The sequence below is a fragment of the Gemmobacter aquaticus genome (assembly GCF_007859075.1).
In the GTDB taxonomy this organism is placed as follows: domain Bacteria; phylum Pseudomonadota; class Alphaproteobacteria; order Rhodobacterales; family Rhodobacteraceae; genus Gemmobacter; species Gemmobacter aquaticus.
In genome coordinates this window covers 78,928-105,109 of record NZ_VOAK01000011.1, presented here as the reverse complement: position 1 = coordinate 105,109, position 26,182 = coordinate 78,928, and the positions used below count along the sequence as shown (strand labels likewise).

The 26,182-nt window shown below is 64.2% G+C and carries 26 protein-coding genes and 1 riboswitch; of the genes, 15 read left to right on the top strand and 11 right to left on the bottom strand.

The genetic code is table 11. The annotated features are described in order from the left end of the window. Positions 1-3: 3 nt before the first annotated feature. Positions 4-1,497 (bottom strand): sugar ABC transporter ATP-binding protein, encoded by a 1,494-nt coding sequence (locus tag FQU74_RS02505; RefSeq protein ID WP_146284862.1) that lies wholly within the window; start codon positions 1,495-1,497, stop codon positions 4-6. 161 nt (positions 1,498-1,658) lie between these two features. On the opposite strand from FQU74_RS02505, the gene FQU74_RS02500 reads away from it, so the two are divergent. Beyond that, positions 1,659-2,654, top strand: coding sequence for a LacI family DNA-binding transcriptional regulator (locus FQU74_RS02500; RefSeq protein ID WP_146284861.1), 996 nt, complete (start codon positions 1,659-1,661; stop codon positions 2,652-2,654). On the opposite strand, the gene FQU74_RS02495 is transcribed toward FQU74_RS02500, so the two are convergent. Genes FQU74_RS02495 through FQU74_RS02485 form a run of 3 tightly spaced genes read right to left on the bottom strand, consistent with a single transcriptional unit; the run spans position 2,603 to position 5,993 of the window. Next, positions 2,603-3,670, bottom strand: a complete 1,068-nt coding sequence (locus FQU74_RS02495) for a LacI family DNA-binding transcriptional regulator (protein ID WP_146284860.1) — start codon at positions 3,668-3,670, stop codon at positions 2,603-2,605. The two genes, FQU74_RS02500 and FQU74_RS02495, sit on opposite strands and share 52 nt — an antisense overlap. Continuing rightward, the gene (gene gndA / locus FQU74_RS02490; protein WP_229704331.1) at positions 3,670-5,106 is read right to left on the bottom strand and encodes an NADP-dependent phosphogluconate dehydrogenase; all 1,437 of its coding nucleotides are present in this window, start codon (positions 5,104-5,106) and stop codon (positions 3,670-3,672) included. Before gndA ends, FQU74_RS02495 begins: the two co-directional genes overlap by 1 nt. Continuing rightward, complete coding sequence (locus tag FQU74_RS02485) at positions 5,103-5,993, bottom strand: SMP-30/gluconolactonase/LRE family protein (RefSeq protein ID WP_146284859.1); 891 nt, start codon at positions 5,991-5,993, stop codon at positions 5,103-5,105. Before FQU74_RS02485 ends, gndA begins: the two co-directional genes overlap by 4 nt. Positions 5,994-6,060: 67 nt before the next feature. Between FQU74_RS02485 and FQU74_RS02480 the strand changes: the two genes are divergently transcribed. Both FQU74_RS02480 and FQU74_RS02475 read left to right on the top strand, forming a co-directional pair. After that, positions 6,061-6,480 (top strand): GlcG/HbpS family heme-binding protein, encoded by a 420-nt coding sequence (locus tag FQU74_RS02480; protein ID WP_146284858.1) that lies wholly within the window; start codon positions 6,061-6,063, stop codon positions 6,478-6,480. Next, complete coding sequence (locus tag FQU74_RS02475) at positions 6,477-7,337, top strand: NAD(P)-dependent oxidoreductase (protein ID WP_146284857.1); 861 nt, start codon at positions 6,477-6,479, stop codon at positions 7,335-7,337. Before FQU74_RS02480 ends, FQU74_RS02475 begins: the two co-directional genes overlap by 4 nt. Here FQU74_RS02475 and FQU74_RS02470 read toward each other — a convergent pair. Both FQU74_RS02470 and FQU74_RS02465 read right to left on the bottom strand, forming a co-directional pair. Then, on the bottom strand, positions 7,321-8,355 hold the full coding sequence (locus FQU74_RS02470; protein ID WP_146284856.1) for an L-idonate 5-dehydrogenase: 1,035 nt from the start codon (positions 8,353-8,355) through the stop codon (positions 7,321-7,323). The genes FQU74_RS02475 and FQU74_RS02470 overlap by 17 nt on opposite strands. A gap of 14 nt (positions 8,356-8,369) precedes the next feature. After that, positions 8,370-9,317, bottom strand: a complete 948-nt coding sequence (locus FQU74_RS02465; RefSeq protein ID WP_146284855.1) for a 2-hydroxyacid dehydrogenase — start codon at positions 9,315-9,317, stop codon at positions 8,370-8,372. A 108-nt stretch (positions 9,318-9,425) separates the two neighbouring features. Here FQU74_RS02465 and FQU74_RS02460 point away from each other — a divergent pair, with 108 nt between their 5' ends. From FQU74_RS02460 to FQU74_RS02440, 5 genes are read left to right on the top strand one after another with little or no spacing between them, the layout of a single operon-like run. Further along, the gene (locus tag FQU74_RS02460) at positions 9,426-10,181 is read left to right on the top strand and encodes an SDR family oxidoreductase (RefSeq protein ID WP_146284854.1); all 756 of its coding nucleotides are present in this window, start codon (positions 9,426-9,428) and stop codon (positions 10,179-10,181) included. After that, the gene (locus FQU74_RS02455) at positions 10,178-10,675 is read left to right on the top strand and encodes a gluconokinase (RefSeq protein ID WP_146284853.1); all 498 of its coding nucleotides are present in this window, start codon (positions 10,178-10,180) and stop codon (positions 10,673-10,675) included. Before FQU74_RS02460 ends, FQU74_RS02455 begins: the two co-directional genes overlap by 4 nt. Continuing rightward, positions 10,675-11,562: an NAD(P)-dependent oxidoreductase gene (locus FQU74_RS02450; RefSeq protein ID WP_146284852.1), complete on the top strand. Its 888-nt coding sequence runs from the start codon at positions 10,675-10,677 to the stop codon at positions 11,560-11,562. The genes FQU74_RS02455 and FQU74_RS02450 overlap by 1 nt, the downstream gene beginning before the upstream one ends. After that, on the top strand, positions 11,559-11,894 hold the full coding sequence (locus tag FQU74_RS02445; protein WP_146284851.1) for a hypothetical protein: 336 nt from the start codon (positions 11,559-11,561) through the stop codon (positions 11,892-11,894). Before FQU74_RS02450 ends, FQU74_RS02445 begins: the two co-directional genes overlap by 4 nt. A gap of 55 nt (positions 11,895-11,949) precedes the next feature. Further along, positions 11,950-12,966 carry a LacI family DNA-binding transcriptional regulator gene (locus tag FQU74_RS02440; RefSeq protein ID WP_146284850.1) on the top strand — a complete coding sequence of 339 codons (1,017 nt, stop codon included), beginning with the start codon at positions 11,950-11,952 and terminating at the stop codon, positions 12,964-12,966. Between the two features lie 64 nt (positions 12,967-13,030). Here the strand turns inward: FQU74_RS02440 and FQU74_RS02435 are convergent, their stop codons facing one another. From FQU74_RS02435 to FQU74_RS02425, 3 genes are read right to left on the bottom strand one after another with little or no spacing between them, the layout of a single operon-like run. Further along, the gene (locus FQU74_RS02435; protein ID WP_146284849.1) at positions 13,031-14,008 is read right to left on the bottom strand and encodes a TRAP transporter substrate-binding protein; all 978 of its coding nucleotides are present in this window, start codon (positions 14,006-14,008) and stop codon (positions 13,031-13,033) included. A gap of 29 nt (positions 14,009-14,037) precedes the next feature. Continuing rightward, positions 14,038-15,318, bottom strand: coding sequence for a TRAP transporter large permease subunit (locus tag FQU74_RS02430; protein ID WP_146284848.1), 1,281 nt, complete (start codon positions 15,316-15,318; stop codon positions 14,038-14,040). Next, the gene (locus FQU74_RS02425; RefSeq protein ID WP_146284847.1) at positions 15,315-15,806 is read right to left on the bottom strand and encodes a TRAP transporter small permease; all 492 of its coding nucleotides are present in this window, start codon (positions 15,804-15,806) and stop codon (positions 15,315-15,317) included. Before FQU74_RS02425 ends, FQU74_RS02430 begins: the two co-directional genes overlap by 4 nt. Positions 15,807-15,889: 83 nt before the next feature. Between FQU74_RS02425 and FQU74_RS02420 the strand changes: the two genes are divergently transcribed. Continuing rightward, positions 15,890-16,921: a LacI family DNA-binding transcriptional regulator gene (locus tag FQU74_RS02420; protein ID WP_146284846.1), complete on the top strand. Its 1,032-nt coding sequence runs from the start codon at positions 15,890-15,892 to the stop codon at positions 16,919-16,921. Positions 16,922-16,980: 59 nt separating this feature from the next. Here the strand turns inward: FQU74_RS02420 and FQU74_RS02415 are convergent, their stop codons facing one another. Further along, on the bottom strand, positions 16,981-17,415 hold the full coding sequence (locus tag FQU74_RS02415; RefSeq protein WP_146284845.1) for a 6,7-dimethyl-8-ribityllumazine synthase: 435 nt from the start codon (positions 17,413-17,415) through the stop codon (positions 16,981-16,983). Positions 17,416-17,481: 66 nt separating this feature from the next. Further along, positions 17,482-17,610, bottom strand: a riboswitch (FMN riboswitch). A 536-nt stretch (positions 17,611-18,146) separates the two neighbouring features. Between FQU74_RS02415 and FQU74_RS02410 the strand changes: the two genes are divergently transcribed. From FQU74_RS02410 to FQU74_RS19680, 6 genes are all read left to right on the top strand, one after another. Beyond that, entirely contained in the window at positions 18,147-19,343 is a 1,197-nt protein-coding gene (locus tag FQU74_RS02410; protein ID WP_146284844.1) for a calcium-binding protein, read from the top strand. Positions 19,344-19,532: 189 nt separating this feature from the next. Beyond that, the gene (locus FQU74_RS02405; RefSeq protein WP_206664992.1) at positions 19,533-20,999 is read left to right on the top strand and encodes a sensor histidine kinase; all 1,467 of its coding nucleotides are present in this window, start codon (positions 19,533-19,535) and stop codon (positions 20,997-20,999) included. Next, a complete protein-coding gene (locus FQU74_RS02400) occupies positions 20,996-21,604 on the top strand; it encodes a response regulator transcription factor (protein WP_146284842.1) in 609 nt (202 codons plus the stop codon). Before FQU74_RS02405 ends, FQU74_RS02400 begins: the two co-directional genes overlap by 4 nt. Before the next feature lie 88 nt (positions 21,605-21,692). Further along, a complete protein-coding gene (locus tag FQU74_RS02395) occupies positions 21,693-22,175 on the top strand; it encodes a GlcG/HbpS family heme-binding protein (RefSeq protein WP_146284841.1) in 483 nt (160 codons plus the stop codon). Positions 22,176-22,242: 67 nt separating this feature from the next. Continuing rightward, the gene (locus tag FQU74_RS02390) at positions 22,243-22,902 is read left to right on the top strand and encodes an ankyrin repeat domain-containing protein (protein WP_146284840.1); all 660 of its coding nucleotides are present in this window, start codon (positions 22,243-22,245) and stop codon (positions 22,900-22,902) included. Positions 22,903-23,109: 207 nt separating this feature from the next. Beyond that, positions 23,110-24,849, top strand: a complete 1,740-nt coding sequence (locus FQU74_RS19680; RefSeq protein WP_158635517.1) for a calcium-binding protein — start codon at positions 23,110-23,112, stop codon at positions 24,847-24,849. A 202-nt stretch (positions 24,850-25,051) separates the two neighbouring features. On the opposite strand, the gene FQU74_RS02380 is transcribed toward FQU74_RS19680, so the two are convergent. Beyond that, positions 25,052-25,531, bottom strand: a complete 480-nt coding sequence (locus tag FQU74_RS02380) for a hypothetical protein (RefSeq protein ID WP_146284838.1) — start codon at positions 25,529-25,531, stop codon at positions 25,052-25,054. Between the last annotated feature and the right edge of the window lie 651 nt (positions 25,532-26,182).

Genomic DNA, 26,182 nt, shown 5'->3' with positions numbered 1-26,182 from the left:
TCCTCAGGCAACTTCACCGGCCGATGCGGCCTGGATCAGGGATTCGGTGGAAAGTTCGACGCCGCTCAACTCGGCGACGGGAAGCCCGCGCGAGAACACGATGGCGCGGTGACAGATGTTCGCGATTTCCTCAAAATCGGTCGAGACAACCAGAACGCCCATGCCGCTGGCCAGCGCCTGGTAGAGCAGGTGATAAATCTCGGCCTTGGCGCCGACATCGACGCCGGCCGTCGGGTCTTCGGTCACCAGAAGCTGGCGGTCCGATCCCAGCCAGCGGCCCATGACGACCTTCTGCTGGTTGCCGCCCGATAGCGCCTCGATGGTCAAGGTCGGATCGTTGGGCGAAAGCCCCACCTGACGGCCCATGGCGCGTGCCATTTCTTCTTCGCGGGCGGGGGCCAGAAGGCTGAAAAGGCGCCGCCCTATGGCCGAGGGGTTGAGGAAGGCGTTCTCGCGGATGGTCAGACCCGGCGCCACGCTTTCGCCGACGCGGTCACGGGCGACAAGGCCGATGCCCGAGCGCATCGCCACCTGCGGGTTGCGCAGATCCGGCGACACGCCGTTCAGGGTGATGCGCCCTGTATGCGTGGCCATGCCAAAAAGCGCGCGGCCCACATCCTCGTGCCCCGCCCCGCGCAATCCGGCAAGGCCCAGAAGTTCCCCCCGCCGGATCTGAAAGCTGACAGGCCCGACGGCATCGGTGCGCAAATCCTCCACCTGCAGGATCGCAGGCCCCTCCTGCACGGCAGGACGCGCGATCTCCCGGGCCTTGCGGCCGACGATCAGGCTGACCAGTTCGTCCGGGGTCGTGTGGTCGATCGGGCGCATGCCCACCATCTGCCCGTCCCGCAGCACGGCAACCCGCCCCGCAATCCGGAAGATCTCGTCAAGGCGGTGGCTGACGTAGATCATGCCGACGCCGCGCGCCTTGAGGGGGCGCAGCGCAGCAAAAAGCCGCTCCACCTCATCCGCCGGAAGGCTGGCGGTGGGTTCATCCAGCACCAGAAAATCGCAGTCCTGCGCCAGCGCGCGGGCAATGGCCACCAGCGATTTCTGCGTGCGTGTCAGGCTTGAGACGCGCGCGGTGGCACTGAAATCAGCCTCGACCAGCCGCAGCGCCGCGTCGGCCGCAGCCTCGGTCGCGGACCAGTCGATCCGGCGGCCGCGACGCACATAGCCAAGGGCAAGCGCGATGTTTTCAGCCACGCTCATCCATTCGATCAGGCCGAGGTCCTGATGGATGAAGGCCACCTTCTGGCCTCCTGCACGCCCGGCCTCATGGGCGTAGGGCTCACCGTCGATGAAGACGCCGCCCTCATCAGGGCGATGGATGCCGCCCAGCACCTTGATCAATGTTGATTTGCCTGCGCCGTTCTCGCCCAACAGGGCCACGATCTCACCACGCGCGATCTTGAGCGAGACACCCTTCAGCGCCCGCGTGCCGCCAAAGGACTTGACGACGCGATCAAAGAACAGGCCGTCCGATGACGGTTCCATGTAATCTCCTCCCTTGTTTCCGGCCCGATCTTGCGTCAAGGTTACCGGTAACGTAGCCTAAACTGAGCCGATCGCATCTTGCTGTCAAGAGAAAAGTTATCGATAACATGGCGGCAGCCAAGCGACGGCGCCCAACGCAGGACCCGGCGGGAAACACAGCGATGAAAGCCAATCTGGAGGCCATTGCCCGCGCGGCAGGTGTGTCGAAAATGACCGTCAGCCGCGTGCTGCGCGGGGGAACGGGCTTTTCTGACGAGACGCGCGACAAAGTCCTGTCCGAGGCCGCTCGGCTGGGCTATGTGCCCAACCGGCTGGCAGCGGCCTTTGGGGCCGATCAGGCCGGCACGCTGGTCGGCATGTGCGTGCCGCGCCTGACTTCGGGGCTGTTTGGCCATGTGCTCGACGGGGTTGACCGGGCGCTCAGCCGGCTGGGCTATCAATTGATGATCGGCGCCAACAACCACTCTGCCGAAGAGGAAGAGGCCTGGGTGCGACAGGTCATTAGCTGGCGCCCGGCGGGGCTGATCCTGTCGGGTCGCAACCACACACCGGGCACCGTCGACCTTTTGCGCCGCGCCGCCCTGCCGGTGGTGGAGCTATGGGACCTGACCACCAGCCCCATCGACATGTCGGTGGGGTTTTCGCATGTCGATTGCGGGGCCGAGATGGCGCGGCACCTGCTGGGGCGCGGGCGCAGGCGCGCGGGATATGTCGGCGCGCTGGCGCGGTCTGACGTGATGGGTGCTGCCCGGCTGGAGGGGTTCCGCGACATGCTGGCCCGGATGGGGTATCCGCTGGTCGATGCCGAGGTGTTGCATGACGCGCCGGGCTTTTACGCAGGCTACTGCGGGATGGAGACTTTGCTTGCACGCGGCAAGCCTTTGGATGTGGTCTACTTCCACAATGACGAAATGGCGATCGGCGGCATGGCCTATTGCCAGTCGCGCGGGCTGCGCGTGCCCGAAGACATCGGTATCGCAGGTTGGGGAGGGATGGAGGCCGCCTCCATCCTTCCGCGACGGCTGACAACAACCCAGGTTCCCACGACAGGAATCGGGAAGGCGGCTGCCGAGGCGCTGGTGGCGCGGCTGAAGGGCGAAGCCGGTCAGGAGGTGACGGTGATCCCGACCCGGTTGATCGCGGGCGAAACCGGCTGAAGGCGCAACGTGTCACCCGCATCTACGACGGGGCGAAGCTCATGTCGCAATCCGGGCTCGGCGCCAGCCAGACGTTCTACAATCATCTGCGCGGCCTGACGCCCGATCTCGAACCGTTGCACATCGGTGGTCGCAACCCGCCGCGTCAGACCTGCGAGCAGCTCAAGCCCACTGAAGCCCGCAAGTCCGATGTCTTCCGGCACGTTCCGCCCCGCTGCCTCCAGTGCGAAAAGCGCGCCCGCCGCGATCATGTCATTCGTGCAATAGAGAAACTCGGCCTCGGGCCAGCGCTCCAGTGCCTCGGCCGCCAGCGTGCGGCCCTTGGGAACCGAACTTGCGCCGCGGTAACAAACGCTTCCCAGAACTGGCACGCCCGCCGCCTGAAGCGCGTCGCAGAACCCGGCAAAGCGGCTGTCCTGACGCCGGTCGGCTTGTTGGTTTGACCGAAGCAGCACGACATTGCGATATCCGGCGGCGATGACCGCCTGTGCCATCCCCGCCCCCGCCGCACGCTGCGAGAGACCGACGAGGCAATCAATCCCCGTGCCGTCGCTGTCCATGATCTCCACCACCGGCACATTGGCGCGGGCAAGAAGGTCGTGCGTCGTCGCACTGTGGTCGAGACCGGTCAGCACCACTGCCGCCGGGCGCCAGGCTAGAAGCTCGGCCAGCACGCGCTCTTCGGTGACGGGGCTATAGTTGCTCAGACCCAGCACCGACTGAAGCGGCGTGCCCTCAAACCCCTCTGCGAGGCCCATGAGCACTTCGGGAAAGACCATGTTCGAAAGGCTCGGCACGATCACGGCAACCAGCGGCACAGGCGCCCCGGCCAGCGCCCCGGCAATGCGATTGGCTACATAGCCCAGCTTGCGGGCTGACTCACGAACCTTTTCCGCGTTGCGCGCCGAGACCCCGGCCTGTCCGCGCAGCACGCGGCTGACCGTCATCTCGGACAGGCCGCAGTCCGCCGAGACATCGGCCTGCGTCACGACACGGCGCGGATAGGGTGGCTTCATCAGGCCGACGCTCCGGCAGCCCAAGGCCCGTGCGGACGATCAATGCCATCAAGCCGCTGGAATCCGTGCAGACCGAAATAGTCCCGCTGACCCTGAATCATGTTCGCCGTACCGCGCGCGGTGCGCATCATGTCAAACCACGCAAGGCCGCTGGCCAGCGCAGGCAGCGCCAGCCCGTTCTGCGCCCCGGCAGCCACAACCCGACGCAGCGCGGGCAGGCAATGACGCAGATGATCGGCAAAGAACGGCGCAAGGATCAGGTTGCGGGCGGGGTCTTCGGAAAGCGCGTTCGCCATGTCGTTCAGCATGGCCGAGCGGATGATGCAGCCCGCACGCCAGACCCGCGCGATCGCGGGCATGTCGAGCGCCCAGCCAAACTCGGCACCCGCAGCCGTCATCATCGCAAAGCCCTGCGCGTAGCAAAGGATCTTGCCCGCGATCAGGGCCTGCTCCAGATCATCCGCCGTCAGCACCCCGTCCAGACGCTGCGGTGCCGCCCCGAACAGCGCCTCTCCGATCGCACGCTCGGCCCTGCGGGCCGAGACGTTGCGCGCCATGACGGCCGCTTCGATCACCGGGATCGGGGCTGCAAGATTCTGCGCCTCGATCGCCGTCCAGCGCCCGGTGCCCTTTTGCCCCGCCGCATCGACAATCATGTCCAGAAGCGGCCCACCCGCCACCGGATCGCGGGCAAGCGCCACGGCGGCAGAGATTTCCACCAGATAGGACCGCAATGTGCCCTCGTTCCAGCGGGCGAAGATCTGGCCGATCGCTTCAGAGGCAAGCCCCATGCCATCCCGCATCACGCCATAGGTTTCGGCGATCATCTGCATGTCGGCATATTCGATACCGTTGTGTACGGCCTTGACGAAGTGGCCCGCACCCGCAGGGCCCATCCAGTCGGCGCAGGGCGTGCCGTCCTCAGTGCGGGCGGCAATGGCCTGCAGGACGGGCGAAAGGCGTTGCCAGTCCTCGGCGGCGCCGCCGACCATGATCGCGGGGCCGTGGCGCGCGCCCTCTTCCCCACCCGAGACGCCAATGCCCACGAAGCGAAAGGGCAGACCTGCGGCTGTGCGGCGATTGGTGTCGTGGAAGTTCGCGTTGCCGGCATCGACGACCAGATCATCGGGGCCCAGATAGGGCGCCAGCGCCTCAAGCTGTTGATCGACGGCGGGGCCTGCGGGCACCATCAGGATGATCGTGCGGGGCGCGGCAATCGCCGAGACCAGCGCGGCCAGTGTTTCGGTTGGAACGATGCGGGCGGCAAGGGCACCTGCGCCCGCATGGAACGCCTGCGTCACGCTGGTGGTGCGGTTCCATACCGCGATGGGAAACCCTTTCTCGGCGATGTTCAGCGCAAGAGCCGCCCCCATCGTGCCCAGACCGATCAACCCGATGTTCGCCTGCCCTACCCCGTTCATGCTTTTGTCAGTCATGGACACTGTGCCCCCTTCCGGTTCAGGACGACAGAATAGACGCTGGTCGTCGCTGTAATGAACAATCTGTTTTTTGCCCTGCCCCCGAAGCAGATATTCGAGACCCGCTCGGGCACGAGGATGCGACCAAGGCGCCGGCCATCGGGGGCAATACAATGTACGCCATCGCCGGCCGAGGACCAGAGGTTCCCTTCGCTATCCAGCCGGATGCCATCGGCGCACCCCGGCGCGATGGTGTGGAAAAGCCGTCCGTTCGCCGGGCGCCCGTCCACCATGTCATAGACACGAATATGCTGCGGATCGTCCGAGAACATCCGCCCGGTGTCAGCGACATAGAGCAGCCGTTCGTCCGGGCTGAAGGCGAGGCCGTTCGGGCAGGCCATGTCGGTGATCACCGCCTCGATCCGCCCACCTGGATCAACCCGATAGACATTGCAGGGCAACTCTTGCTCGGCGCGGTAGCCTTCGTAGTCAGTCATGATGCCGTAATGCGGGTCGCTGAACCAGATCGCGCCATCGCGCGCGACGATCACGTCATTGGGGCTGTTGAGGGGCTTGCCCTGATAGCTGTCGGCGATCACCGTCACGCGGCCATCCCATTCGGTGCGGGTGACACGGCGCCCGCCATGCTCGCAGCTGACGAGCCGGCCCTGAAGGTCGCGGGTGTGCCCATTGGAGAAGTTCGACGGGGACCGAAACGTCGACACGCCCGCATCGTCCAGCCGAAGGATACGGTTGTTCGGGATGTCGGAGAACAGCAGGCACCCCATGTCACCGAACCAGACCGGCCCTTCGACCCAGTCATATCCGGTCGCCAGCTGCTTTACTGGGGCGTTCCCCAGAACGTAGGATGCGAATTGCGGGTCATCGCAGACAAAGAACGACATTGCGGTTTCCTCCCCGGCACATATTGTTATCGATACCAAGATCAGACGTCAAACCGAAAGGGCTGCCATGCAGATCACTACGCCAACCGAGAGGCTGACCGATGCGGCGGTCGCCTTGCTCGTGCAGACCGCCGTCGAGACTGCCACCGGGATGGGTCAGCCGCAATGCATCGTGATCGTCGATGCCTCTGCAGTCGAGCTTGCCTCGTTTCGCATGGTGGGTGCCAGGGTGCTGTCGATGCGGTCCGCACGGGCCAAGGCGCAGACGGCGGCATCGACCGGACGGCCATCATCCGCGCTGCCCGAAGCAGTCCGCACCTCGATTCCGCTTGCAACGGAAGGCACCATGACCGGGCTGCCGGGTGGGTTGCCGATCATTCGCAACGGCGTCCTTCTGGGCGGAATCGGGATCGGGTCGGGCACAGGCGAACAGGATGTGGCCGTTGCCGCAGCGGCGCTGGCCGCAATCGGGGCAAGTGCGCAATGAAGATCGCCGTTCTGGGTACTGGCCTCATGGGCGCGCCAATGGCCCGCCGGTTGGCAGCGGCCGGTCATGAGGTGACCGTCTGGAACCGCAACGCCGCGCGGTCGGCGGCGCTGGCGGATGTGGCGCAAACTGCCCCCACCCCGGCCGCGGCGGTGGCAGAGGCCGACCTTGTCATCATCATGCTGCTCGACGGTCCGGCCACGCGCGCGGTTCTGCTGGATCAGGGCGCGCTGGCGGCAGCGCGGGCCGGGGCCTGCTTCATCGATATGGGCTCTGTCGATCCGGCGACGGATCGCGCGCTGGCCGCAATGGCGCAGGCGCGCGGCTGTGGCTATCTGGATGCCCCGGTGTCCGGCGGCGTAGTCGGGGCAGAGGCGGGCACGCTTTCAATCTTTGTAGGCGGCGATGCCGATCTGGCCGGGCGCATGGCCCCGGTGCTGCGCATTCTGGGGCGCCCGTCCTATTTGGGCGCATCGGGCGCAGGACAGGTGGCAAAGCTTGCCAACCAGCTGATCGTTGCGATCACCATCGGCGCGGTGGCCGAGGGGCTTCGGCTGGGTGCCGAGGGAGGCTGCGATCCGGCTGCCCTGCGTGAGGCGCTGCGCGGGGGATTTGCCGACAGTCGCATCCTTGAATTGCACGGGCGGCGCATGGTCGAAGGCGACTTCCTCCCCGGCGGGCGCAGTTCCGCGCAACTCAAGGATCTGGACAACGCGATGGTGCTCGCGTCAGACACAGACCTCGACCTGCCTTTGTCCAAGACCGTGCAGGCGGCCTTCCGTGATCTGGTCGAGGTGCAGCAGGGTGCCGACCTCGACCATTCGGCCTATTGGCTCTGGCTCAATCAGCGAAGCTGATCTGCGCCTTCATGGCCTGACTGCGATCCGAGGCGACGCGGAACGCATCTTCGGCACTGGCAAGCGGCACGGTATGGGTGATCAGGGGTTTGACGTCGATCAGCCCCGCCCGCATCAAGGCCACCCCCGTAGCAAACTCGGTATGGAATCGGAAGCTGCCGCGCAGATCCAGTTCCTTGGCGGTGATGGCCATCATTGGCAGGCTCATGTCGCCACCAAGACCCAGTTGCAGGATCACCCCGCGCGGGCGCAGCGCGGCGATCCCGCCGGCAAGGGCCGCAGCAACCCCGGTGCATTCATAGAGCACATCGAAATGGCCCTTGCCCTCGGCATAGGCAGCCAATGCATCCGGTTCGGTGCCCGTGTTGATCACGCGATCCGCCCCCACCTTGCGCGCCAGCGACAGGGTGAAATCGGAAAGGTCGGTCGCCACGATCTCGGCCGCCCCTGCCCGTCTGGCCGCGAGGATCGACAGAACCCCGATCGGGCCGCAGCCGGTGACCAGCACCCGTTTGCCCAGCATCGTTCCGGCGCGGGTCGTGGCATGCAACGTCACGGCCAGCGGTTCGGCCATCGCGGCTTCCCCCGGCGTCAGGCCGGTGGCATCGACGCATTGCGCGACATCGGCCACAAGCACTTCGCGGAAGGCGCCCTGAATATGCGGGAATGGCATGGCGCTACCGTAGAACCGCATGTTCAGACACTGGTTCGGCAAGCCTTCAAGGCAGTAGCGGCAGGTTCCGCAGGGGCGCGAGGGCGAAACGGCGACAAGCTGACCGGGCGCAAAGCCCGTAACACCCGGCCCCACCTCTTCGACCCGGGCCGATACCTCGTGCCCGAGGATCATCGGCTCTTTCAGCCGGACCGCGCCGAAGCCACCGTGATTGTAGTAGTGCAGGTCCGATCCGCAGACCCCACCCGTTGCCAGCCGCAGGCGCAGCTGACCCGGGCCGGGCGCTTCCTCGGGGTGATCCTCGATCCGAAGGTCGCGGGCGGCGTGAATGACGATGGCTCTCATCGCGACGCGCCCCCTTAAAGAACCGGCGTCAGCAGGGGCTGACCTGCAAAATGCGCCCCAAGATTGTCGCGCACCAGCTTGCCCATCGCCTGACGCGTCTCGAATGTGCCGCTGGCGTGATGGGGTTGCAGCAGGACATTGGGCAGCGACAGGAAGCGCGGGTTCAATGCGGGTTCACCCTCGAACACATCAAGCGCGGCAGATCCAAGCCGGCCCGTTTCAAGCGCATCAAGCAGCGCCGCCTCGTCGATGTTCGACGCGCGCGAGATGTTGATAAGCATCCCGTTCGGCCCCAGGGCCTCGATCACTTTCGCCCCGACGATGTGCCGTGTCGCAGCCGAGGCGGCGAGCGTCACGAACAGGAAATCCGACCGTTCGGCCAGCGCGACCGGATCGGCAATGAACTCCCAGTCCTTCGCATAATCTTTGGGACCCACATCGCTATAGGCGATCTCAAGATCAAAGCCCGCCAGACGCTTGGCGACCTCATAACCGATGCGGCCAAGGCCCAACACGCCCGCGCGCTTGCCCCAGACCCGGCGCTGCAGCGGGTAAAGCCCCTTTGCGGCCCATGATCCGTCGCGCACCCAGGTCTCCGCCCCGATCATGCCGCGCGACTGCACGAGCATCATGGCAACACCCAGATCGGCCACGTCATTGGTCAGCACGTCGGGGGTGTTGGTGACACGGATGCCCCGCGCCTTGGCCGCCGCCAGATCGACCGCATCATAGCCCACGCCATAGACGCTGATGATCTCAAGGTTCGGGCAGGCCGCGATCATCGCCGCATTCGCGCCCAGTTCGCCGCGCGTCGCGATGCCGCGCACCTTGGGGCCAACCTCGGCGAGATAGGCATCGCGATCGGCGGCCTCGAACAGCCGGTGCATGTGGAAGGCTGCGTCCAGCGGTTCCTGATCCCAGGCCGGATAGGGGCCGACTTGCAGAATGTGCGGTTTGGTCATGATCTCTCCCATCGGGTCTTGACACGTTAGGTCATCGGTGATTTGTTATCGATAACATAAACAGGTCTGACAGCGCTTGTCGAGAGCGTTCTGAAGATGGAGGAAACCTTGGGACTGCAACTGTTCGACCTGACGGGAAAGCGCGCGCTGGTGACCGGATCATCGCAGGGCATCGGCTTTGCACTGGCGCAGGGATTGGCTGCTGCGGGCGCGCATGTCGTGCTGAACGGGCGCGACGGGGGTAAACTGGCCGAGGCGGCTGCACGCATTCCCGGCGCCGCGACGCTTGCCTTCGACGCGACCGACCATGATGCTGTCCGCAACGCCGTCGATGGCTTTGAGGCAGAGGTCGGGCCGATCGACATCCTCGTGAACAACGCCGGCATGCAATATCGCACCCCGCTGGAGGATTTTCCGGCCGACGCGTTCGAGCGGCTTTTGCAAACCAACGTGGCCTCTGTCTTTCACGTGGGACAAGCGGTGGCGCGACACATGATCGGCCGCGGTCGCGGCAAGATCATCAATATCGCCAGCGTGCAGACTGCCCTCGCCCGTCCGGGAATCGCGCCCTACACCGCCACAAAAGGCGCGGTGGGCAACCTGACCAAGGGCATGGCCACCGACTGGGCCAAGCACGGCCTGCAATGCAATGCCATCGCACCGGGCTACTTCGACACGCCGCTCAATGCCGCACTGGTCGCCGACCCGACCTTCTCGGCCTGGTTGGAGAAGCGCACCCCGGCCGGACGATGGGGCAAGGTCGAAGAGCTTGTGGGCGCCTGCATCTTCCTTTCGTCGGATGCGTCGAGTTTCGTCAACGGGCACATCCTCTATGTGGACGGCGGCATCACGGCCTCGCTATGAGCCTGCGTGTCATCTTCATGGGCGTCTCGGGCTGCGGCAAATCGAGCGTGGGCGCGGCCGTGTCCGAGGCGCTGCAGGTGCCTTATATCGACGGCGATGACCTGCACCCGGCCGAAAACGTGGCCAAGATGCGCGACGGCATCCCCCTGACCGACGATGACCGCTGGCCATGGCTGGACCGGGTGGCCGCTACGCTGCGGGATCAGGCGCCGGTGATGGTGGGCTGTTCGGCCCTGAAACGCGCCTACCGTGATCGCATCCGCGCGGCAGCGGGCGGGCCGGTCCGCTTCGTGCATCTGACGGGCAGTCGCGATGTGATCGCCGCCCGCATGGCAAGGCGCGCGGGCCATTACATGCCGCTCTCGCTGCTCGACAGCCAGTTCGCCGCACTCGAGCCCCCCGGCCCGGACGAAGCTGCGCTGACGGTGGATATTGACCAACCGCTGGCCGAGCTTGTGGCCTATGTGCTTCCCCACCTCCGAGGAGAATTGTGATGAGCCGAAGAATTGCCCTCATCGGTGCGGGCGCCATGGGTGGCGCCATCGGTGCGCGCCTGCTGGCTACGGGAACGCAGCTCGTCGTCTTTGACCTCGACCCCGAAAAGCGCGGCGCACTGGTCGCGCAAGGTGCAACCGAAGCCTCAAGCGCCGCCGAGGCCGCACGCGGCGCCCATGCGGTGATCCTGTCGCTGAATGCGGCCCGCATCGTGCGCGCGGCGGTCTTTGCCCCCGGCGGCGTGGCCGAAGGCGCAGCCCCCGGCACGCTGCTGATCGACATGTCGTCCATCGACCCCGAGGCAACCAAGGCGCTGGCGTCCGATGCCGCCGAGCGGGGGCTTCGTTGGGTTGACAGCCCGCTTTCGGGCGGCATCCCAAAGGCCGCGATCGGTCAGCTGACGCTGATGCAGGGCGGGGCCGAGGCCGATGTCGCGGATGCCCAGGACGTTCTGGCGCAGGTTGCCTCCAACCAGACCCGCATGGGTGGTCCCGGCACGGGGCAAACGACCAAGCTGATCAATCAGGTGCTGTGCGGGCTGGGCTTTCTGGCCGTGGCCGAGGCGACCGCACTCGCCGAGGCGGCTGGCGTTGATGCCAAGATGGTTCCGCAAGCCCTGCGCGGCGGGCGCGCCGACAGCGCACTGCTGCAGGAATACATGCCCCGTTTTGCCGCGCGTGATTACCGGCGCACGGGGCGGATCGACAATATGGTGAAGGATCTGAACGGCGCACAGGATCTGGCCCGACTGACCCACACCGCGATGCCGCTGACCGCGCTCTGCGCCGAGATCCACCGGATGCTGACGGCCGCTGGTCTGGGAGGCGAGGATCAGGCGGCGCTTATGGAATTCTTCAAGGGACCGAATAAGGAGTTGTTCGAATGATCACCCGCTACGCGCTGTTTGAAGGCCAGGTTCACCCCGGCCAGAACGCTGCCTTCCGCGAGGCCGTGCTGACCGAGATCCTGCCAAAGTGGAAGGCGTTTCCCGGCGCGCTGGCAGTGCGCGTGACCTTCGCGGAATCGCGCGATGACGGCGCCCCGGAGTTCCCGATGATCCTCGCGATCAGCTACCCCGATCTGGCATCGGTCGACGCGGCACTCGCGAGCCCTGTGCGCAGCGAGGCCCGCGCGGCAACCGAGTCGGTGCTGGCACGGTTCTTCACCGGGCGCATCCACCACCATGTGACCACCGCGCACGATTTCGAACTTGCATGATGCCCTGCGTGACCCGGGGATGGATTTCATTCCCGGGTAACGATACCACTGGGGTATGAGCGCATCTCGCAAAGCCCCGACCATGGCCGATGTCGCCCGCGTTGCGGGTGTTTCCCCCATGACAGTCAGCCGCGCCTTCAAGGCCGACAGTTCGGTCAGCGAGGCGACGCGCGAGGCGATCCTCAAGGCGGCAGACGAACTGGGCTATGTCTTTGACAGCACCGCCTCCAGCCTGCGGTCGCAACGGACCGATTTCGTGGCGGTCACCATCCCCTCGATCAACAACGCGAACTTCGCCGATACGGTTCGCGGCCTGTCAGACGGGCTGAAGGCGCGGGGCTTGCAGATCCTGCTGGGCACCACCGACTATGACATGGCCGAAGAAGAGCGGCTGATCGAACAGCTTCTGCGCCGCCGCCCAGAGGCGATTGTGGTCACAGGCGGCAAGCACACAGCACGCGCGCGCCGCATGCTGGAGAACGCGGGCATCCCGGTGATCGAAACCTGGGACCTGCCTGAAACCCCCATCGGGCATGTGGTGGGGTTTTCGAATGCCGAGGCGGTGAAGGGCATGGTCGATCATTTTGTCGCCCAGGGGCTGACACGCATCGCATTTATCGGCGGGGACACCAGCCGCGACACGCGCGGCGCCGACCGGCGCGCGGGCTTCATCGCCGCGATGCAGGCGCATGGGCTCGACGCCGGGCGCCTGATCGCCGTCGGCGCCCCGCCCATTTCCATGCGCGAGGGGGCCGAGGCCATGGGGCGGTTGCTGGAAACCCTGCCCGACACCCAGGCGGTGATCTGCGTATCCGACCTTTCGGCCTTTGGCGCCTTGACCGAATGCCAGCGGCGCGGGGTCGACGTGCCCGGACGCATCTCGTTGGCGGGCTTTGGCGATTACGAGATCGCAGAGATCTCGGTCCCGCCCCTGACGACGATCAACCCCTTCCCGCGCGAGATCGGGGCGCGGGTGGCGCAACTGATCCTCGATGTGATCGATGGCCGCCAGACAGGCCCTGCGACCATTGCCATCGCGCCCGAGTTGCAGCTTCGCCCGTCAAGCCGCTAAACCGTGAGATGGCAAAAGGGGGCGCGTGGCGCCCCCTTGGTGGATGATAAAACACCGATCCAGTTTACTTTTGCGCGGCCACGATGGCATTGACCATGGCATCGCCATTTGCCGCGACATAGCCGTCCCAGACCGGTTTGACGGCCGCCTGGAACGCGGCAGCATCCACATCCGCGTTCACCTCCATGCCGGACGCCTTCAGCTCTTCGATCATGCCGGCTTCCTTGTCCTGTGCGGCCTTGCGTTGCATCGCAATCGCTTCGGCCGCCACTTCAAGCACCACCTTCTGCTCGTCCGCGGTCAGCCCGTTGAACTTTGCGTCGTTCATGACCAAGGCCAGAGCCGAATAGGCGTGCTGCGTCAGGCTGAGGTATTTCTGCACCTCGTTGAACTTGAACGACAGCACGATGCCGATCGGATGGTCCTGCGCATCGACCACGCCAGTCTCCAGCGCGGTGTAAAGCTCGGCCACGGGCAGCTGCGTAGGGTTGGCGCCAAGCAGCGCGAACATGTCGTTCAGCGCCTTGGAGTTGTTGACCCGCATGTTCAGCCCCGAGACATCGGCCGGAGCCTTGATCGGACCACGGTTGTTGGTCATGTTCCGGTAGCCGTTTTCCGGATAGCCCAGAACCTTCAGCCCGTGCTGGGTGAACTGCCCCGAGATCCCCTGCCCCACTTCTCCGTCCAGAACCTTGTAGGCCACGTCGCGGGTCGGGAAGATGAAGGGCAGTTCCAGCGCGCCTGCGTCGGGCACAAGACCGGTAAAGTTGTTCAGCCCCGACATGGCGATGTCGATGATCCCCGACCGCGCGCCGTCGATCATCGCCGCGTCGTTGCCAAGCTGGCCCTGCGGAAAGATCGTGACGGTAACCGACCCGTTGGTCCGCGCCTCGACCTGTTCCTTGAAGAACAGCGACAGCGTCTGCTGCAGGTCAGTCTCAGGCGCGGCATGGGCCAGCTTGAGGTTGGTTTCGGCCTGCGCGGCAACGCCCGTCAGGGCGAGTGCCGAAATCAGTCCAAGGGCTTTGGCGATAGTCTTCATTCAAGTTCCTCCTTCAACTTTTTGAAGATTCATCCGTTCAGGTAATGCAGGGGCACGGTGATCAACTCGGGGAAGATCACGAACAGGGTCAGCAACATCAGGTAGGCGATCATGAAGGGCATCACACCGCGCATCGCCTGCGACATGGTCGCCCCGCTGACGCCGCAGACCACGTTCAGCACCGTGCCTACAGGCGGGGTGATCAGCCCGATGGAGCAATTGATCACGAACATCAGGCCAAAATAGACCGGGTCGATCCCGGCCATCATGATGACCGGCATGAACAGAGGCACAAGGATCAGAACGGTCGGGGACAGATCCATGGCAGTGCCCACCAGAAACACGATCACCATGATGACCGCCATCAGCAGGCGCGGACTGTCCATGAAGGGATCCAGCAGAGCCGCGAGTTGCTGGGGAAGTTGCGCGACAGTGATCATCCACGAGACCACCATCGCCGCGCCGACAAGGAACATCACCATTGCAGTGGTGCGCCCGGCGGCAACGAGAGTGTCATAGAGGCCACGAAGATCCAGTTCGCGGTAGACCAGCATCGACACGAAGATCGCATAGACTGCCGCAACTACCGCCGCCTCGGTCGCTGTGAAGGCACCGGTACGGATGCCCCCGATGATGATGACGGGAAGCATCAGGGCCCAGAAACTGTCCTTGAACGCGCGTCCACATTCACCCCAGCTTGCCCGGGGCAGCGTCTCCAGCGCCTCGTTGCGCATCAGCAACCACCATGTGACAAACAGCGCGGCGCCCATCATCAGACCGGGCGCAATCCCCCCGATCAGCAGTTTGCCGATAGAGATGTTTCCCGCCACGCCGATCAGGATCAGCGGCAGCGACGGCGGAATGACCGGCCCGATCAACCCGCCCGAGGCAAGCAGGCCAAGACTATGCTCTCGCGGGTAATTCGCCTTCATCATCATCGGGAAGAGGATCGACACCAGCGCTGCCGCATCCGCCACAGCTGAGCCTGACAGGCCCGAGAGCACGATCGCCGTGATGATGGCCACGAAGCCAAGCCCACCCTTGCGGTGCCCGATCATTGTCATGGCCAGCGCAACGATCCGGCTTGACAGCCCGCCACGCGACATGACCTCGCCCGCAACCATGAAGAAGGGGATGGCCAGCAGGGTGAAGCTGTCCACCCCGTTGATAAGCGACTGCGCCAGGATGTCCACACTGAAGAGGTCCATCTGCACCATCATCGCGATACCTGACAAAAGCAGCGCAAACGCGACCGGCAGCCCCAACAGCATCGAGACCATCAGGACCGAAAGGAACACGAACAGGGTCATGCGATATCTCCGTGCGCTCGGTCGTGCTTGCCGGTCTCGGGATGTACGATGCGCACCAGCGCAATCGCGGCCATCATGGCGCCCGAGATGACGCCGGGCAGATAGAACCAACCCTGCGCAAGCCCCGTCAGTTGCGAGATATTGGCCCAGTTCGACTGGGTGACCCGGATCGAACCCCAGGTCAGCATCACGGAGGATCCAAGAATGACCAGCCAGTTGAAGCGGTTTACCCATGGGAGGGCACGGGGGAAATGGTTTTCAACCAGTTCGGGCATGCCGAGGTGCTCCCCCCGATGCAGCACGGTGACTGCGCCCAGCATCACGATCCAGATGAACCAAAGGCGCGCCAGTTCCACCGTCTGGCGGATGCCGGACGAGAATCCGTAGCGCAAGACCACATTCGCAAAGACCAGCGCGATCATGGCCACCAGCAGCCCGGCCATGATAAGGTCTATCGCCGACCATAGTCGGCGGATTGCACGTTTCATGAATTGTCCTCCCTTCGATTCCCCGTTGCAGCGAACAGCCAGCCTGGGTTATCGTTAACCCAATTTGTTATCGATACCAGAGAATGAGTCAAGAGCCTTCGCACCACCGTCCGAAAACGATCGCCGATGTCGCCCGCGCCGCGGGTGTCAGCCCGATGACCGTCTCAAAAGTCCTGCGCGGCACGGGCCGGATCAGCGAGGAAACGCGGGCGCGCGTGCGGCGTCTTGTCGACGAGATGGGGTATGTTCCGAATAGCCTGGCGGGGGCGCTGTCATCCCAGACCAGCAGGCTGGTCGGCGTCCTGATCCCTTCGGTCAGCGATCAGGTCTACGCCGAGGTTCTTTCGGGGATCAACGCGGTGCTGAACCCACGCGGCCTGACCGGTCTGATCGGTGAGACCTTCTTCGATCCTTCAACCGAAGAAAGGCTGATCCGGACCATGCTGTCGATGCAGCCCGCGGGCCTGATCATCTCGGGCGGGATCAATCGCACCGCCGCGGCGCTGCGGCTTTTGCGGCAAGGCGGTCCACGTTCGGTGCAGATCTGGGATGGAGATCGTCCCGACCTTGATGCGACGGTCGGACTTTCACATGTTGCGGTCGGCCAGCTTGCGGCACAGACCTTCCTCTCGGTTGGCCTGCGCGATTGCTGCTACGTCGGCGCGGAACTCGCGCGCGACCTCTGTGCCGCACAAAGATGCGAAGGGTTTTTGTCGACCCTGCGTCAGGCCGGCGCCGCTGCGCGCAGCATCACCGCCGACGACCTGCCCCGCAACGCAGAAGGCGGGCGTATCCTGACCGAAAGACTGCTGGGCCAAGGCCCCCTGCCCGCGGCAATTCACTACCTGAACGACGCGATGGCGACCGGAGGGTTGCGTGCGCTGCTCGCCGCGGGGATCGCGGTGCCTGACGCCGTTTCGGTCATCGGGTTTAACGGCACCTCGCTGCGCCATGCCATCCGCACCCGCCTGACGACGATCGAGGTTCCCCTGGCCGAGGTTGGCCGCCGTGCCGCCGAGGCGGTCATTCGGCAGGATCACCCAGCCGAGCCCGTGCGCGTCGAACTGGTCGGCCTGCATCTGAACCCCGGCACCACTGTGCGCGGTCTTGCCTAAGGACGAGGGCACGGACCGGCAGGCGGAAAAAAACCTCCACCTGCCGGACTGCGCGACCGTCAGACCGTCAGCGCCGCGACCTGTCGCACCGCATGGGCCGCCTCTGCCCCCTTCTTCACGAAATGGGCGTGGTAAAAGGCGTGATGCTCGGCACTCGGCTGGAAATGATGCGGCGTCAGGCTGACCGAGAATGTCGGAACGCCGGTCTGCATCTGCGCCTCCATCAATCCCGAAACGACGGCCTGCGCGACGAAGTCGTGGCGGTAGATACCCCCATCCACCACCAGCGCAGCCGCGACAATGGCGTCGAACCGGCCCGACTGGCCCAGCTTCTTTGCCAGAAGCGGCATCTCGAACGCACCGGGCACGTCAAAGGCGGTGATCTCATGGTCCGCGCCCGAGGCGGCCATGTCCTGTGTGAAACCCACCAGCGCCTGATCGACGATATCGGCGTGCCAGCGAGCCTTGATGAAGGCAATGCGAAGTTTGGTCATGTGGAACCTCCTGATGTCCAGAACGGTCCCAAGGCGATAGCGGCCGGAGCCGGCAGATGCCGTCCCGTCCATTCTCTTTCATCCGGACTATACCGTCGGCCCCGGAGTTTCACCGGATCTGCTGACCCTGCCTTTGGCAGGCGCTCGCGGGCTATCACCGCCGGTGGGGAATCGCACCCCGCCCCGAGAACGGCGGCAATATTGCAGCGGTCCGCCCCTGAGGCAAGAGAGGAGCGCCCCTCATTTAACGCAGGAAAACGGAAGGATTGTTCTGTTATCTCAGCCGGATACGGAAGGAGCATGTGCCCCCTGCCAATAAAAAGGGATGCGAACATGCCTCACGGTGACCTGGATGGCCGGACGATCGCCACCATGGATGCGCGCGATGGATTCCGGGTCAGCGAGAAATCATCGTCATGTGCAATGGAGTGCTGAAGTTGAACCTGCCTTGGCCGCACTCGTATTCACCGGGTCAGCATGGGACCTGCGGTTGCGATCAACAGCAGGCTTCAGGATCAGTCTTTGGGCAATCCTGAAGACAACAACGGAAAATAGCCCTGACGGCCCAATCGCTGGGGTGACGACAGGGCACCGCATGCTATGGTCGTTGAGAAGATGTGAATTCTCGCTGAGCTTTTGAACGGCAAACGAGTTTGCGAACATTGGGCGCATCGTGCTCCGCCTTGCGGCAGTCACTTACGCTTCAAACAGGTGGTATCGGTAGGGCTGACATGGCGACGATTGCGGGAACCGACAAGGACGACATTCTGCGCGGCACCGACCAGTCCGAAGTGATCGAGGGACTGAACGGCGCCGACAGCTTTCACTGGTCATCCGGCAAAGGGAACGACACCTATCATGGGGGCGCCGGTGGCGAAAAGTTCGACCCGGACCCGTACGCGCCCGGCAACCCCGGTGGTGACAGGCTTTCCCTGGACGGGGCCGAGGCTGCGCGGATCACGTTTTCGTCGACCGATGGGGGACAGGTCGAGATCGGCGCCAATGAACTGACATTCACGGGCATCGAGCGGGTCTTTGGAACCGAGGGGGATGACATCGTGCACGGTGCGGGAGCCGAACTGAATGCCCCTAAAGATGGCATTCCCGCCCACGGCCTGTCGATCTTCACCCGCGGCGGCGCGGACAGCATCGAGGGATCACGGTTCGACGACATCATCGATGCAGGCAGCGGTCGCGATACGATCGATGCGGGTGATGGCAACGACTTTGTTCATTCAAGCACTGGCGACGACGCGATCGACGGCGGTGGCGGAAACGAGAATATCCGCTGGGGCAGCGGCGACGTGAACCACAACCCCGGCAACGATACGATCTCGGGCGGAGATGGGTCGGACCTGATCAATATCTGGATCAAGGAGGGCGACATCACTCGGCAAAACGAAGCTACTGGGATACCAGGGGCTTCGGTTACGATCGAAAGCATCGACGCCTCGGGCAGTTTTGCGGGGGTTGCCCGCTCGACCATCGGCGGTCAGGCAACGCTTCACTTCTCAAGCTTTGAACTTGGCTGGACCCACGCCGGCAACGACAGCTTCACCGCAGCCCGGGCCAACAGCGCAGTCAATGGACCGGGCGTGAACTTCAGCACCCGATGGGGGCATGACCGTGTCACCGGCAGCCGGGGCCGCGACACGCTGGACGGCTCTATCGGGCAGGACACCGTCGAAGGTGGACAGGGTGATGACCAGATCTGGATCGGGGACGGCGAGGCCGGAGATGGCGACGTCGATGTGGTGGTCTTTCGGGATGGCGACGGTCATGACACCGTCTACGGCTTTGATCCCGGCATCGATGTTCTTGACCTTGGCGGACTCAGTTACCGTGCGAGCGAGGTGCTGAACGGCACGCTTCTTACGCTCGCCAATGGCGAGACGATCCTCTTGCACGGTGTATTTGATTTCACCTGATCACGCGGCAGATCGAGCGGGACTCCAGCCGCAGCGAAGCAACCCTCGGTTCCGCTTGAAGGTGTTTTCCCGCAGCCAACATTTCGACGGACGCCACAGTCCGCTAGACTGCCCCGCATGACATGGACCGGACCGCATCTTTCACGCTGGGAAAACAATCGCCTCATCCTTGCCGGATGGGTCGTGTTGATGGCGATTGTCGTCCTGGCGGGCGCGCTGACGCAGCGACAGGCCTTGCTGGCTGAACTTCAATCCGAAGCCACGATCCTGCACCGGCAGGCATCGCAGAGAGCCGACCAGCACGATGCCCATCTGACATCGCTGTCCGCGCTGGCCGTTGCGGGTGCCGAGGAAAGGCCCGACCTGTTTCTGGATGTCGCGGCCACCATCCAGAGATTCTACCCACGGATCGAGGCGATTGATCTTGTGCCGCTGGACGGCGAAGGCATTGCCCTGAGCACCCGGCCTACTGGTACGGGCGCACTCGCCGGGGCAATACGCGCGGCTGCGCGGCAGTCAACGGGCCAGCCGGTGCTGTTGCCCCTGCCCGCGCCCGAGGGCCGGTATCTGATCGTGAAGCGCAGCCCGAACAGCGATGCGGCGCGTCATGGTCTGGCGATGCAGATCGACATGCGCGCGCTGCTTCTGTCCGATAGCCCGTTCTGGAAACGCCCCTCGGTCTCGCAGGCAATCCATCTGGCAGATGCGCCTTCAGCTCCGACGAATGCGCCTCTGCCGGGGTTTGAGAAAGCCCTGGGCAGCACCTCGCAGCCGCTGGTGTTTCAGGCCAGCATCTCGCCAAACATTGATGACCTGCTTCGGCCCGCGTCGCTGGCCATGGCGGCGGCGATCGCCTCGACGCTCTATTTTGCGGCGGTGTTGGGCTTTCGACAGATGGCGCGGGCGCGGCGGGCCGAACAAAGCGCCCGGATCAGCGCGCAAGAGACGCGCCTTGCCCACGCATCGCGGGTGAATGCCCTCGGAGAGATGGCAAGCGGCATGGCACATGAACTGACCCAACCGCTGACCGCGATCCTGAGCCATGCCCAGGCCGGACGGCATCTGGCCGAACGCGGCGATGCCGATGGATTGAAGACCAGCCTCCAGACCATCATCGCCCAGACAAGAAGGGCCTCGGGCATTCTTGACCGCCTTCGCAGCTGGACGAGGCCGGCGCCGAACGCCGCAGGCCCGGTCTCGGTCAATGCAGTGGCAATGAATGTCCGCGAACTTTTGCAGACCGAAACGGACCAAGCGGGGATCAGGCTGGACCTAAGGCTCGACCCCGAGGCTCTCGCCGTTCAGGGCGATCCGGTCGAGATTGAGCAGGTCCTGTTCAATCTGGTGCGAAACGCAATGGATGCCGTCGCTCAATCGGATCGGCGGCAGATTGTCGTCAGCACGCGCGCTGCAGGTTCCCAGACCCTGATCGAGGTTGCCGACACCGGGCCCGGCGTATCGCCTGCGATACGGCCGCGCTTGTTCGAGCCGTTTGTCACTGGCAAGGCCGATGGTACAGGATTGGGGTTGGCGTTGTGCCAACGGCTCGTCGACCGGATGAACGGCACCATCGTGCTGGACGACATGGGGCTTGAGACGACCTTCCGCGTCAGCCTGCCCGCCATCGTCGCCCCCGGAAGCAAGGTGTCGGCATGACCCGGCCCGTTCACCTTGTCGACGACGATCAGGCTGTGCGCGAGGCGCTGTCCCTTCTGCTGCAAACCGTCGGCATCAAGGTCCGCAGTTTTGCGACGCCCGAGGCCTTTCTGGCGCAGCTTGGCGGGCTGGAACCCGGCTGCCTGATCCTTGATATCCGTATGCCGGTGATTTCGGGGCTGAAGCTGCAGGAAAAGCTGGCCGAACGCGGGGTCCATTGGCCGACGGTCGTGATCAGCGGGCACGGCGATATCGAGGCCTGCCGCCGGGCCTTCCGCAATGGCGCCATCGATTACCTGACCAAGCCCGTGGATGAGCAAGACCTGATCGATGCGATCCAGCGCGGGCAGGCCCAACTGGACCTGCATGAACGCGCCGCCGCCGAGGCTGCCGAAACACGCCGCCTGCTTGGCCAGTTGACGAGCCGCGAGGCCGAGGTGCTGGAACTGATCGCCAAGGGCCTGACCACCCGGCAGATTGCCGAGGCGCTGTCGCTGTCGCCACGAACGGTCGAAAGCCATCGGGCGGCCATCGGGGTCAAGACCGGCACTACCTCGGCGGCAGAGCTGACGCGCTTCTGGCTGGAAGGACGCGAGGCTCCGTAGAACTACGGATCGGATGGGGAGAAGTGCGAATACCCGTGTTGCAGGCGGAAAGATAATTTGCGGACATCAACGTCAACAAGGACTGAACATGTTCCGCAAACTTGCCCTCTCCGTCGCCCTGCTGGCGCCGACCTCCGCACTCGCGCAAGAGCTGCCGACCGCATTCTATCTGCCACTCGACATGGCCCAGACGGCCGCGCGCGCGGCCCTGGATGCCTGCGCCGCCGAAGGGCACAATGTCTCCGTCGCAATCGTCGCGCGCAGCGGCGTGACCTCTGTCGTGCTGCGCGCCGACAATGCAGGCCCCCATACCGTGGGCAGCAGCACGGGCAAGGCTTTCGCCTCGGCCAGCCTTGGACGCGACACGGCGGGCCTTGCCGAGTTCATCGGCGGCAACCCGCAGAACGACGGTCTGCGAGATATGGATCCACGTCTTGTCATTCAGGCCGGGGGTCTGCCGATCAAGATCGGCGGAGCCTTGGTTGGGGGCATTGGGGTTGGCGGCGCACCTTCGGGCGACATCGACACGACCTGTGCCCGCAAGGGTCTGGATGCCATTGGCGCCGAATGATCAACCGGGGTCGCCCGGTGAGGTGGCCCCTCTTTCACCCTGGAGTGACCAGATATTGCGCGCGTCTATGATCCTGTTTCTCTGCCTTCCCATCACCGCAGGGGCGCAGACCGCCCCCTCTGCCGCCGAGATTGCAGCCTATGACGGCCTGCATGCCGCGGCACAGTCAGGTGATGTGTCAACGATCCGCGCGCTTCTGACCAAGGGGGCCGCCCCGGATGCGCGCGACCCGGCCGGACGAACGCCAGCCCATGTCGCAGCCTTTGCCTCGCATGATGCCGCACTGCGGGCACTGGCCGCGGCGGGGGCCGACATGAACGCTCTGGAAGACGATCGCTATGACGTGCTGACAATCGCGGCGGTGGCCGATGATCCCGAAATGGTCTCGCTTGCGCTGGAACTTGGCAACAGGCCCGACCTGATTACCAGCGTCTATGACGGAACCGCGCTGATCGCCGCCGCGCATCTGGGCCACCACGACGTCGTGCGCCGCCTGATCGCCGGTGGGGCGCCGCTGGATCACGTGAACAACCTTGGCTGGACCGCTCTGATCGAGGCGGTCATTCTGGGGGATGGCGGCCCCGACCATGTGCAGACAGTTCGATACTTGGTCGAGGCGGGCGCGGACGTGACGATCCCCGACCGCGACGGTGTGACCCCACTGCAGCACGCCAAGAGCCGCCAGTATCAAAAGATGGTCGACATCATCGCCGCTGCCGTGAACTGAGGCGCGGCTTCTTGTTGTCCCGCTGGATCGGGCTTGCAGGCAGCCGCAGCCGCCCGCACGGGCGGCCAGATGCCCAGAATGTTTTTACCGAAAGGTAAGGAAACCGCGACTTGCGCGGGCGTCGGAGAGCGTGATGCTGTGCGCATCGCGACCCCGACCATTCTGGCCTTTCAAAGATCTGGCCAATCTCATTTTTCAGAGGTGCCCATGCCCGCAGTTGTTGCCCCCAAGTTTCAGCTTTTCAACATTGACCCCGCAAACACCAACGACGAACTGGCGGATGCCATCGTCCTGCGCGACGGAAGCCTGCTTCTGGTGGGCGAGCAATTCAGCAGCACCGGTGACATCCTGCTGCGGAAATTCGCGTTGAACGGCACAGCGCTGACCAATGTGCAGCGCGTCAACACCACGACTTTCGACGATCAGGAAGGCGCGAAGGTCACCCAGCTTGCCAATGGCAATATCGTCGTGGTCTGGACTGACTCGAGCGAGACGACCCCTGACTTCGACGGACAGACCGTGCGGATGCAGATCTATACCGCCGCCGGTGTTCGGGTGGGTAGCGAGATCTCGGTGCCCGTCGCCACCGAGAACGACCAAGAGGTGGAAACCATCATCGCGCTCGACGACGGGCGCTTTGCGGTGTTCTGGGAGGATGGCTCGGAATCCTCCAGCTTCCCCGCGCCGAAGTTCCGCATCTACAATGCGGATGGCACACCGGCGGGCGGCGAAATGACCCTGCCCTCCGGCATGTCAATCAGCGAGACCGAGGGGTTTGTCAGCACCTTTGGCAGCGACGGGCTGATCGTGGCAGGGATCACGCAGGTCTCGTTCTCGGACCGGATCGTGGTGCAGCGCTTCGGCTCTGACGGCAGCCCGAGCGGCAGCGTGATCGAAGTTGCCGGGGCCGGGGACTATTCCGATGCCAAGCTCGCGCAGCTGGCCAATGGAAACTATGTCGTCAGCTGGACCGACACCAGCAATACCCCGCCTTTCAACAAGGGCCCCGTCGTCCACGCACAGATCATCACGGCCAGCGGCACGAAGGTCGGGGACAGCTTTACCGTCACCGGCGATATCTTCTCGGAACATTCGCAATCCGAGGTGACCGCACTGGAAAACGGGCAGTTCGTCGTCTCATGGCTTAGCCGGCCCGACAATGACATCGTGGGCTACAAGCATGTGATGCGGGTCTTCAACGCCGATGGCACGCCGGCAAGCGGTGTGGCGACGGTCTACGACAACAGCGTCCCGAATGACGGCATCCGCAACTTTGCGCATCTGCGTTCGATATCGGAATTGCCGGACGGTCGGTTGCTCTACACCTTCAACGCGCTGAACCCCGATCAGACTTTTATAACCGCCACCCGCATCGTTGACCCGCGCACGGCGCAGGACCTTGACCTGTCGAACGGCGCGAACAGCTTTACCGGCACCTCATTTGCGGACCGGATCGGCGGGCGCGGCGGTAATGACACGATCGAGGGCCTGGGCGGGAATGACACGATCACCGGCGATCTGGGCAATGATCGCCTGCTGGGCGGGGCGGGCAATGACCGGCTCAGTGGCGGCGCGGGTGCGGACAGGCTGATCGGCGGCGCGGGGCGTGACATCCTGTCGGGTGGCGCAGGCGATGGTGCGGCTGATGTCTTTGTCTTCGCCAGTGCCTCCGAGAGCCGCCCCGGCGCCACGGCCCGCGACGTGATCCAGAACTTTGCTTCGGGCCGTGACGATATCGACCTGAGCGGGATCGACGCCAACACCCAACGCGCCGGAAATCAGGCCTTCACCTTCAACGGAACCACCGCCAAGGCCAATGCGGTCTGGTTCAGCGATACCGGCAACGATCTTGTGCTGCGGGGCGATGTAAACGGTGACGGGCGGGCCGACTTCGAGATCCAGCTGACCGGGATCAGCCAGATCCGCGCGGGAGATTTCCTCCTCTGATCTGCCGGGCGGAGGCAAGGGCGTTTCCCCGACGCCCTTGCCCTTCCTTGTGCATCCTCCAGGCGTGCTGCCGCTTCCACATCTGGCGGAACGATTTGCCAGGCGGCATCGGTTTCTGCTGCCCAGACCAAGGCAGCGGTGCTCTTGGGTGCTGCGAGGCTGAGCTTGGGAAAAGGCCGCTGATGCGCGCTGTTTGCCGCGCTCAGAACCGATGGCGAACCCCGATGGTCAGATACTGCGACGCGCCGCCCCCATCGTTCATCAGACCGAACACACCTGAACGGTGGTGGAAGCGGATCAGCAGTTCGTTGTTCTCGTTCTCGGGCAGAGCGAAGGTGATCTCGGGCGAAAAGAAGTGCTGCAGGCGATAGCCTTCACCTGTCTTCGACCGTTCGTCCTCTTGCGGTGATACGTCGCTTGCGTAGTTCAGGCCGACAGAGACCCCCATGGTGGTTTTCACACGGTCGTTCCAGGGAAAATCACCATACCGGAAGTAAACTGCGCCCCATATCTCGGTTTCGTGCTGGATATCGAACCGCTGCGCAATCCCGACCTCGGGTTCCAGTTCGATGCGTCCCCACAACGTACCGATCTTGCGGGAGAGGGCGATCGCGACGAGATAGTCGTCGTCATAGGCCCAATCCTGCGGCAGTTTTGGCGCGTTGATCAGCACGTCACCCATGCCGTCCTCAACAAACCTGCCGGCATAGACGGCAATGCCGCACTGTCCGTCACACGGACCATCCCAGCCATGGAGTTGAAGCCAGGGCTGCTGTTCTTCCGCCGATACCGCAAGCCCCGCACACAAGAATGCAGCAGTCGCAACCAGAGTCCGTGGCAACTTCATTTCACTTGGCGCCGCATGCTGATTGTCCGGGCCAAGAGCCCAGTCTGACCATACCGTCGCATCATCTCGTGAAATCCCCGCCCAGTCATAATGAACATCCCGGGGATAACCACACCGCAATCCCCATGGCCTGCAACAGACACTGTCCAAATGACCTGCCGCCGTTCGGCAAGTTCGCGCGATCATGCCCGTTGAGCAAGCCATTTTCTATGTTCTGCACCAGCGGCGCAAAGATTACCTCAGAATGAGGCGCACCTCAAACTGCCGGCGCCGTATCGCGAAGACCCTATCTGTGACCAACCGCTTGTCCGCGCCCGAGTCCGCTTGCCAACCACCCCAGTCGAACCCGATCACACTCAGCATTTCTGCCCTAAAGACCACTCCAGGGGCGCATGGCCTGAACCATACCGGCGTGCTTTTCCGGTATCCCTGCCGCTGACCGCGCGGTTGCGTCGGAGGCTTCAGTTTTGGCGAGATCCCTGGTCA